Here is an 8,597-nt window from a genome sequence, read left to right as displayed (position 1 = left end):
GCTGGAGACGACCTAAGACGGCGCATCCGTGCGTGACTGATCACTTTACTTGGCAATCCGCAGTTGTCCATGAAGCAGGAAAAAGTCTAAGGGCCGACAGGCCCTAATCGAATCCCGTGACTTCAGTCATGGGTAGTTCAAGGAACGATAACCGAAGCTTATGACTGGCTTCCTAGAGCCAACAAATACTTCAACACACAAATTATCCCAGAAATGGTAACAGCCTATGATGAATATCTAAACCTCGGGGTAGAACAAGAAGCCTATGCTGAATTTTATCGCTTGTTTGGTGAAATCATTTATGCTGAGTCCCATATCCGATCAGGTGTAAAAGACGTTCTTACTGCCCTTTACACCAATCACAAGCTTCACTTTGTCACCGCTCGCGAACCAGAAATGAAAGCGGTAACCGAAAAGTGGCTGTCTCATTACCACATACCAATAAGTACCCTATCACTGCTAGGCTCTCATGATAAGGTTGCCAAAGCCCATGAATATTGCTGTGATATTTTTATTGAAGATCGCTACGAAAATGCGGTACAACTTTCGAGTCACGGATTTAACGTGCTGCTGATCGACTGTTATTATAATCAGGGGCCTCTATTTCCGGGGATCACCCGAGTCAATGATTGGATCGAAATCGATCAATATATCGAAAACTATATTCAAACCAATTACTATCGACAGATCGCTATATAAATCTGTTTCATTAAAACTCAGTGCTTTTCATTAAATAAAATAGCAGCCCGTGAGATTTCTAAACGCATGGGCTATTTAGAATAAAAACCATCCCGGTTGCAGCACCTTATCTGTTGCAACTGGGATGGTTTTATTTAATGTCTTAATCTGATAAGCTAGTTGACCACTTCATATGGCCAATCCAAGATGCCGCCAAAATCATAGATATTGGTATAACCCATATCGACCAGTTTTTTTGCCGCCTCGGCGCTTCGGCGTCCAGTTCGGCAATACACCAGAATAGTCTGATCTTTATCGGCTAAAATCGTTGGCGCCTGGCCACTAATCTCGGTATCAGGAATCAATATGGCATTTTTAATATAAGCTTCGTTGTATTCTTCTTGGGTTCTGACATCCAGAATGACCAGGTCTTGACCTTGATCGATCATCGCCTTGGCTTCTGCTGCTGTAATTTTAGTAACCACCGGGATCTCCTTTGCTTTTTCCTGACTCGAACATCCGGCCAATAAAAAGACCATCACTAGCAGGAGTATTCCAATCTTTTTCATAACTTTACCTTTCGCAACAATAAAATGCACTAATAAATCCCATAGAATTCTTCCATGGTTTTGCCGCTGTTATAAATGGCGGTGGCCACCGGAACCCCCAGGTAGCGGAGATGCCAGGGTTCGTAGGCATAACCGGTAATATGCGTTTTTCCCTGGGGATAGCGTACAATAAAGCCATACTTATGAGCGTGGTCTCTAACAAACTGACCTTCCGCCGTGGTACCAAAGCTTTCGACCAGATCAAAGGAAGCACTGGCCGATGTGACATCCATGGCCAGTCCCAATTGATGCTCGCTCATTCCCGGCCGGGCACTGACCAGTTCTGCCCCGGCTACCCCATACATCTCCACATGCCATTGATAGATTGCTGCCTGGGTCGCATAGGAGCGATACCCGGAAGAACAGTAAAGCGTTAACCCCTGGGCACTAGCGCCATCAAAGAGCTTTATTAATTGTTGGGCGGCCTCTGCCCGAAGCTGAGTATCCCGGGTCGATGGCAAACTAACCCAGACCAGATCAGCAGGAACGTAATCCCGGGGGATGCTGTGGTTTTTATTAACCAGCTGGGTCATCGAACCCAAAGCATTTTCTAAGTTTTTAGGGCCACCTGATCCTTTTAATTGGACCAGAATCCGGACCCCCTCCAATCTCAAACCCAAACCTTCGGTGCCGGCACTTTCGCCATTCATCACCCAGGGCATCCAGCCAAAACCTTCCACGTAAGCGGCATAATATACCTCAAAAAGCTCGGCATTAGCGCCAGTCAACTGGATTTGAATCCCCTCCAGACGGAGGCTCTGGTTTGAAGTTCCACTCATTTGGCCGTCTTGTTTAAAGCCCTGCCAACCGAGATTCTGGACATGGGTTTGATATTTTATACCGACATTACTTTCGGGATTATTATTTTTTATTTCAATGGCTTCCAGGCGGAGATTCTGGGCGGTGGTTCCGCTTAGTTCGCCATTTTGTTTCCAGCCCTCCCAACCGATGTTCTGGATATGGGTCTGGTAGGTCATTTGAATGTTGGTGGTGACAAATGGTCGATTCGTTGGGCCCGGTGCCGGATCACTCTTGGGAACAACCATAATTTTGATCCCCTCCAACCGAAAGCCAAACCCTTCAGTTCCGGCACTGGCACCATTTTTAGCCCAATCCAGCCAACCAAAATTCTGGGCGTGAACCTGATAATAAAGATCGTAATTCTCGGCCGCAATCCCGGTCAGTCGGATTTTGATGGCTTCCAGCCGGAGGGACTGACCAGAGGTGCCGCTGATGGCACCATTATTTACATAATTCTGCCAGCCGATGTTTTCGACATGGGTGGTATATTCCACCCCCACATCGCCGGTGACATTTTCGAGCTTCACTTCAATCCCCTCTAAGCGGAGCCCCAGACCTTCGGTTCCGCTGATGACGCCATTGCTGACAAAACTCTGCCAGCCGACATTCTGGACATGGGTGCGATAGGAACAGCCCATCGTGGCATTTGCCGCGGGCTCCGAGTTCGGTGCCTGAGCCACCGAATCGGTGGTGGTGTTGACAGCGTTTTCAGTTGGTGCCAGATTATCCTCCGCTTTGACGCTACCGAAAATTGGCGTCACCCCCATCAATAAAGCCAGACAGCATAAACCAATCGATACGATTCTAATTGACCTTAATTTTAACATGTCATTCAACCTTTCTTCTATGTATCACGTGTTATATCATAAAAAAATATTTCCATAATTTATTCTATCATAAATCATGGAAATGGTCAGATAATTTGTTCTTAACTTGTTATAAAATCATGTCTGTTGGATTTTTCTAGCTGTTCTTTTCTGGTTGTTCTCTGGTGATTCTACCCGGGGCGCTCCGCTTTTCTGAAATGAACAATCCCAATAACGTCAGCGCAATGCCCAGAACAGCCATCGTAGGTAAGTCTTTCCTGCAAGACAATCAGGGTGAGATTAAACTAGCGGGCCAGTAAAACAGCTTCATCGGTAGGTGCTGAATGAGAAGCGATCACCGGGATTCCACTTCTTTCTCGACTTTTTTTACTATATACAATCGAGTATATCATCCACTTTCACGGATAGTTGAATCTTAAACAAGGTTTCACTGTCAGATAAATCAAGATCGGTTATTTCAATGATCCGATTAATCCGATATTTCAGGGTATTATAGTGAATATGCAGACTTTTAGCCGTCAGGGTGGTGTCCTGATTATGATTTATATAGGCAACCAGGGTTTTTAAAAAACTGCTGCCTTTTTTCTCATCCAATTCTTTTAGCGCTCTTACCACCGGATGGATTAAATTCTTAATGTTTGTCTCACCTCTGAAGCTGAGGATCATATGGGGAATAATCAGCTCGTCATAACTTCTGATACGACCCGGCTTCTTTAGCTGATCCCCTAAATTCAGCGCGTTGTGCGCCTGTTTATAGTGTTCACAAAAATCATAAAGATGATAAAATATTTTGCTGATCCCGGCAGTACAGTCATTTTCTTCCAGCAAACTCTCAAAAGAAGCCATTTCCCGTTCATTCTGGATTTCTTCGGTCATCGTGTCAAGCAAAATCACCAATTGTCCATTGTAAATGATCACCGTTTGACGATTAAAGAAATTCTGATAGATCCGTTTTAAATAATACAGGCGATCGTTGGTATTCTGGCGATTATCAATGCGAATGACCAGAGCGAAGAGATTTTTATAGAGCTTCAACCCATAGATTCTTTCCCGTTCCTCAATGGCCCTGTGATCATACATTTTCTGATTCAAAAGGGCAATCAAGAAGGTATCACTAAGTGAACTTGCGACATGACTGCTACCATTTATGTGCGCCATCGTCATGGCCACCGCATGACACAGCATAATTAAAATTTCCTCATCGCTTTCGCTAATCGGATGATGATATTCCAACAGTTTGAGATATGCCAGCGGGCGATTATTGTCTAAAACCCGGCCAACCAATTGGCGATGGTTTAACAGACCGGTTTCCCAGATGACCAGCACCGTATCCCCCTCAAGCATGTCCGTTTGAGAGTCGTCGTTCATCACTGAGCGGGCGTACTCTTTATTGACATATCCCTTAGAAAGGGTCCATTCCCAGAGCGGTTCATTTTCAATGTTATTACCTCCGGAATGGGCAATAAAACAAAGTGAAACGTCCACCAGAAGTAACGGATTACAAAGCATCTGGTAGCCCAGATCGAGTAGTTGCTGGATGGTTGCGCCTTTCTGGCAAGCCTTTAGAATTTTTATTGAGCTGTCACCAACCCGATACTGATCCTCAAATAATTGTCTTATCTGTCTGACCACACGTTCCGGTTCCCACTCTTTATCGACCAGAATGGCATTGTTTTCGCGGAGTTGTTTTTCGTCCAGCGGCTCATTCTCAATGATGATAAAGTAATTCCTATTCCCCAGTGGCCGTCGGTAAATTTCTGACCCTTTTAGAACATAGACCTCGTCAGGCGATAAATCTGTGAGCTGCTCCGTAAAATAGTCAACGCCTTTAATCTCAATGTTTTCGCCGTCGCCACTACTGATCATTTTAAGGGAACGCCCATTCAAGACCGAAATAATTTTTTTAAGTGTTACTGCCATCAGAACCACCTTACTATCTTTTCGAATTTAACCCATTATATCACGAGGTCAAATCCCTGTACATTAAGGTCTTAAATAAAAACCTTAACCCTGGTCGCATCCATTGATCCCAACCACCTCTTTGTAATCTTTTACAATTTCACCATCTGCTTCTTGTCAGTTTTTACAAGTTTCCTTTGTCGTCAGACTTCTTTCCGATCACAGAAATCTCAAACGCTCACATAGACGAAAACGCTTGCAACTGATATACTGATAACAAAATAGGACTGACATGTCTTTAACAAAATCAAGGAGGATTTGAGATGGTACAACGATACACGCAATTATGTCCGGTCGCTTTCGGAGCAGGTGCCGTGAGCACAACTGGAGATGTGGCAAAAGAACTGGGATTCTGTAAGGTTTTAGTTGTAACCGATGAAAACGTTGAAAAATTGGGTCATATTCAAAAAGTAGTCGACAGTTTAGAGGCCGCTGGTATTGAGATGATTTTATTTAACCGCAGTGAAATGGACGCACCGGATTACTCTGTTCAAGCCGGGGCCGATCTTGCCAAAGGCGAAGCCGTCGATGGTATCATAGGTATCGGTGGTGGCAGCGTTCTGGATACCGCCAAGGGCATCAGTGTGCTCGCCGCAAATGATATAACCGTCGCCGAAATGCTCGATTACACCCGAAAAATGATGCCACTTGCAAATCCATCGATGAAACTGATTTTAATCCCTACCACTTCCGGAACCGGATCAGAAAGCACCTTTGTTGCCGTCATCAGTGACACAAAAACTCATGAAAAAATCGGCGTCCCTTCACCACCCAGCTTTGCCATTGTCGATCCGGAATTAACCCTGGGTATGCCGAAAGCAATCACCCTTTATACTGGTATGGATGCCTTGTCTCATGTATGTGAAGCCCTGACCAGTATTCAACCCAATCCCCATTCTGATGTACTTTGCTATGACACCATTGAGCGTATTTATAAGTGGTTGCCGGTGGCCGCCGATGAGCCCATGAATCTGGAAGCCCGGGAAAACCTGGCCCTGGCCAGCAACCATGCCGGCATTGCCTTTAATGATGCGATGGTCCATCTTGGTCATGCTATTGCCCACTCCCTGGGTGCAACCTACCACATTCCCCACGGTGTGGCCTGTGCGCTGGTAACACCAGTCATTATTGAACTGACGGCCCCGGTTTATCCTGACAAGATTAAAAAAATCGGTGCCTGTATGGGCCTAACCGTGTCATCAAAAGACCCTCAGGAAATTGGTCTGGCGGTCGCCAATCACCTTCGCACTTTTCAGAAAGAACTGGGCCTGCCAACCCTTACAGAACTTGATCTGACCCGGGAGCAGATTCTTGGTTGTACGGACTATGTCGCCAACGAGGGACTACGCTTCCTCTGCCCGGTTCCCGTTACCGAAACGGTAATTACCGAATCCCTGGGCAAGCTTTACGATTCTTATCAATAAATTTCTGTCACTTTAAGATTAAAAAAGGAGAACACAATGTCATTTGAAAATCTTTTATCACCAATTAATATTGGCACCCTAAAACTTAGAAACCGGGTAGTCATGGGTGCCATGGGCTCAGGAACAGCCCATGATAACGCCACTGTTTCTGAATGCGAATGTGCCTATTATGCCGAGCGCGCCAAAGGCGGCGCTGGCCTGATTATTACCGAAGTCACCCGGGTCAACAACGAAACCGGTGTAATGATGCCGCGGCAAACCTCGGCAGCCACCGATGACTGCATCCCCGGGCTGACAAAACTGGCCCGAGCCGTTCATTTTTACGATGGTGCCATCTTTATCCAGCTGCACCATCCCGGCCGCCAAACCGATAATATGGCGATCGGCGGACGAGCGACCATTTCCCCCAGCGGCATCAAGAGTATGCTGACTCAGGCTGAATGCCGGGAAATGACCAATGCCGAAATCAAAAGCTTTGTTCAGGATTATATCAATGCCGCCGAACGCTGCTACAAAGCGGGGATCGATGGGGTTGAACTACACAGTGCCCATGGCTACATGCTCAATCAGTTTATTTCACCGCTGACCAATAAACGAACCGATGAATATGGTGGCAGCACCGAAAACCGTGCTCGCGTTATTAAAGAAATTATTGAAGGTATTCGCAAGCGACTGGGGCGGGACTACCCGGTGATGCTGCGGATCTCAGCGGATGAATTTCTGCGGGAATCGATGTTCCCCTTTTCTGAAGACGGCCTGCTGCTTGATGAAGCGGTTGAAATATGTAAATATCTGGTCCCCTTTGGTCTGGATGCGATCAATGTCTCCGCTGGTATTTATGAAACCATGAATCAGGCCTGGGAGCCGATTTCTTTTGCTGAAGGCTGGAAGATCTACCTGGCCGAAGCCGTTAAAAAAGCGGTAGATGTACCGGTCTTTGGGGTTGGTGTGATCAGAAACCCTGAGTTTGCCGAAAAAATCATCGCCGAAGGTCGGGTCGACGGGGTTACCATCGCCCGGGGTTTACTGGCCGATCCCGATTGGGTCAATAAGGCTGCCGCTGGGCAAGTCGATGAGATCCGCCGCTGTATTTCCTGTCTGAACTGTATGGACTCAATGATAGCTAATGGGATGAAGGGCGAACCCTTTGCCTGTGCCATCAATGCCCGGGCTGCCCGGGAATGGTTCTACAACGATGACCGCCGCGATGGTGATGGTCGTTTAGTGGTTGTTATCGGTGGCGGGCCAGCGGGAATGGAAGCCGCTAGAAAACTAGCGCAGCGCCAATTCAAGGTCGTCTTATTTGAGAAAAATAGTGAGCTGGGCGGGCAGCTCTGCTTAGGCAACAAACCGCCCCACAAAGATAAAATCAACTGGCTGATTGATTATTATAAAACGCAACTCACAAAGCTCGGTGTGGATGTCCGCCTCAATACCCCAGCAACCCATAATGCCATAAGCGCCCTCGATCCTTATGCCGTCTTTGTGGGAACCGGTGCCGAAGCCATTGTTCCCCAATCGATCAAGGGTGTTAAAAAAGCCCATGTCTGTACCAGTTCTGATATTCTTTCCGGGAAGGTAACCTTAACCGGTAAAAAAGTAGCTGTCATCGGCTCTGGCATGACTGGGGTGGAAACGGCTGAACTGTTAGAAACCCAGGACAACGAGGTCTTTGTGGTGGAAATGGCGGATCGCATCGGACCCGATGCCAGCTGGCAGAGTTTCAGCGATGTCCAAGCCCGGCTGATGCGCTTCGGCACTGTTTTTATGCCAGCTCACAAACTGGTTGAAATTGAAGATCAGTCCATTAAATTAGAGCAACCAGATGGCCAACATATTGACCTCGCTGTTGATCATGTGGTTCTATCCCTCGGTGTCAAAGCAGATCAGACCCTGGCGGATGAAATCCTTAAGAACTTTGACCGTGTCGAAAAGATTGGTGATGTCGCCCAAGTCGGCCGCATTGCTAATGCCGTGGAAACCGGTTTTGTTGCCGCTTATCATTTAGTTTAATACTTAAATATCACACTATTAGTCTTGATATAAAAATTGGCGAATACCATAAGGTATTCGCCAATTTTTTGTGATTAATATTTTACCGCCGTTTCCTCTGAAACCAGAGCATTTCGCCCGGCATTTTTGGCCTGATACAAAAGCTTTTGAACTACCCATGACTGAAGTCACGGGATTCGATTAGGGCCTGTCGGCCCTTAGACTTTTTCCTGCTTCATGGACAACTGCGGATTGCCAAGTAAAGTGATCAGTCACGCACGGATGCGCCGTCTTAGGTCGTCTCCAGC

At 46.6% G+C, this 8,597-nt stretch carries 6 protein-coding genes; 3 read left to right on the top strand and 3 right to left on the bottom strand.

The window, feature by feature from the left end:
* Nucleotides 1–147: 147 nt before the first annotated feature.
* Nucleotides 148–699: a hypothetical protein gene (locus QZ998_RS12395; RefSeq protein ID WP_296561039.1), complete on the top strand. Its 552-nt coding sequence runs from the start codon at nucleotides 148–150 to the stop codon at nucleotides 697–699.
* A gap of 155 nt (nucleotides 700–854) precedes the next feature.
* On the opposite strand, the gene QZ998_RS12390 is transcribed toward QZ998_RS12395, so the two are convergent.
* The 3 genes from QZ998_RS12390 to QZ998_RS12380 all read right to left on the bottom strand — a co-directional run bounded on the left by QZ998_RS12390 (nucleotide 855) and on the right by QZ998_RS12380 (nucleotide 4,834).
* Nucleotides 855–1,247: a rhodanese-like domain-containing protein gene (locus QZ998_RS12390; RefSeq protein ID WP_296561038.1), complete on the bottom strand. Its 393-nt coding sequence runs from the start codon at nucleotides 1,245–1,247 to the stop codon at nucleotides 855–857.
* A gap of 29 nt (nucleotides 1,248–1,276) precedes the next feature.
* Entirely contained in the window at nucleotides 1,277–2,914 is a 1,638-nt protein-coding gene (locus QZ998_RS12385; protein WP_296561035.1) for a D-alanyl-D-alanine carboxypeptidase family protein, read from the bottom strand.
* 369 nt (nucleotides 2,915–3,283) lie between these two features.
* Entirely contained in the window at nucleotides 3,284–4,834 is a 1,551-nt protein-coding gene (locus QZ998_RS12380; protein WP_296561033.1) for a helix-turn-helix domain-containing protein, read from the bottom strand.
* Nucleotides 4,835–5,136: 302 nt separating this feature from the next.
* On the opposite strand from QZ998_RS12380, the gene QZ998_RS12375 reads away from it, so the two are divergent.
* Both QZ998_RS12375 and QZ998_RS12370 read left to right on the top strand, forming a co-directional pair.
* Nucleotides 5,137–6,297, top strand: coding sequence for an iron-containing alcohol dehydrogenase (locus QZ998_RS12375; protein ID WP_296561032.1), 1,161 nt, complete (start codon nucleotides 5,137–5,139; stop codon nucleotides 6,295–6,297).
* A 36-nt stretch (nucleotides 6,298–6,333) separates the two neighbouring features.
* Complete coding sequence (locus tag QZ998_RS12370) at nucleotides 6,334–8,310, top strand: FAD-dependent oxidoreductase (RefSeq protein WP_296561030.1); 1,977 nt, start codon at nucleotides 6,334–6,336, stop codon at nucleotides 8,308–8,310.
* Nucleotides 8,311–8,597: the final 287 nt, after the last annotated feature.

The sequence above is a fragment of the uncultured Acetobacterium sp. genome (assembly GCF_927416815.1).
Classification (GTDB): domain Bacteria; phylum Bacillota; class Clostridia; order Eubacteriales; family Eubacteriaceae; genus Acetobacterium.
Note: the sequence above shows the minus strand (reverse complement) of the source record. Positions and strands in the feature narration are given on the sequence as shown.

What these genes read in the sequence shown, in the direction of transcription:
- QZ998_RS12375 (WP_296561032.1), top strand. Translation starts at nt 5,137, where the DNA reads ATGGTACAACGATACACGCAATTATGTCCGGTCGCTTTCGGAGCAGGT.
- QZ998_RS12370 (WP_296561030.1), top strand. Translation starts at nt 6,334, where the DNA reads ATGTCATTTGAAAATCTTTTATCACCAATTAATATTGGCACCCTAAAA.
- QZ998_RS12380 (WP_296561033.1), bottom strand. Translation starts at nt 4,834, where the DNA reads ATGGCAGTAACACTTAAAAAAATTATTTCGGTCTTGAATGGGCGTTCC.
- QZ998_RS12385 (WP_296561035.1), bottom strand. Translation starts at nt 2,914, where the DNA reads ATGTTAAAATTAAGGTCAATTAGAATCGTATCGATTGGTTTATGCTGT.
- QZ998_RS12390 (WP_296561038.1), bottom strand. Translation starts at nt 1,247, where the DNA reads ATGAAAAAGATTGGAATACTCCTGCTAGTGATGGTCTTTTTATTGGCC.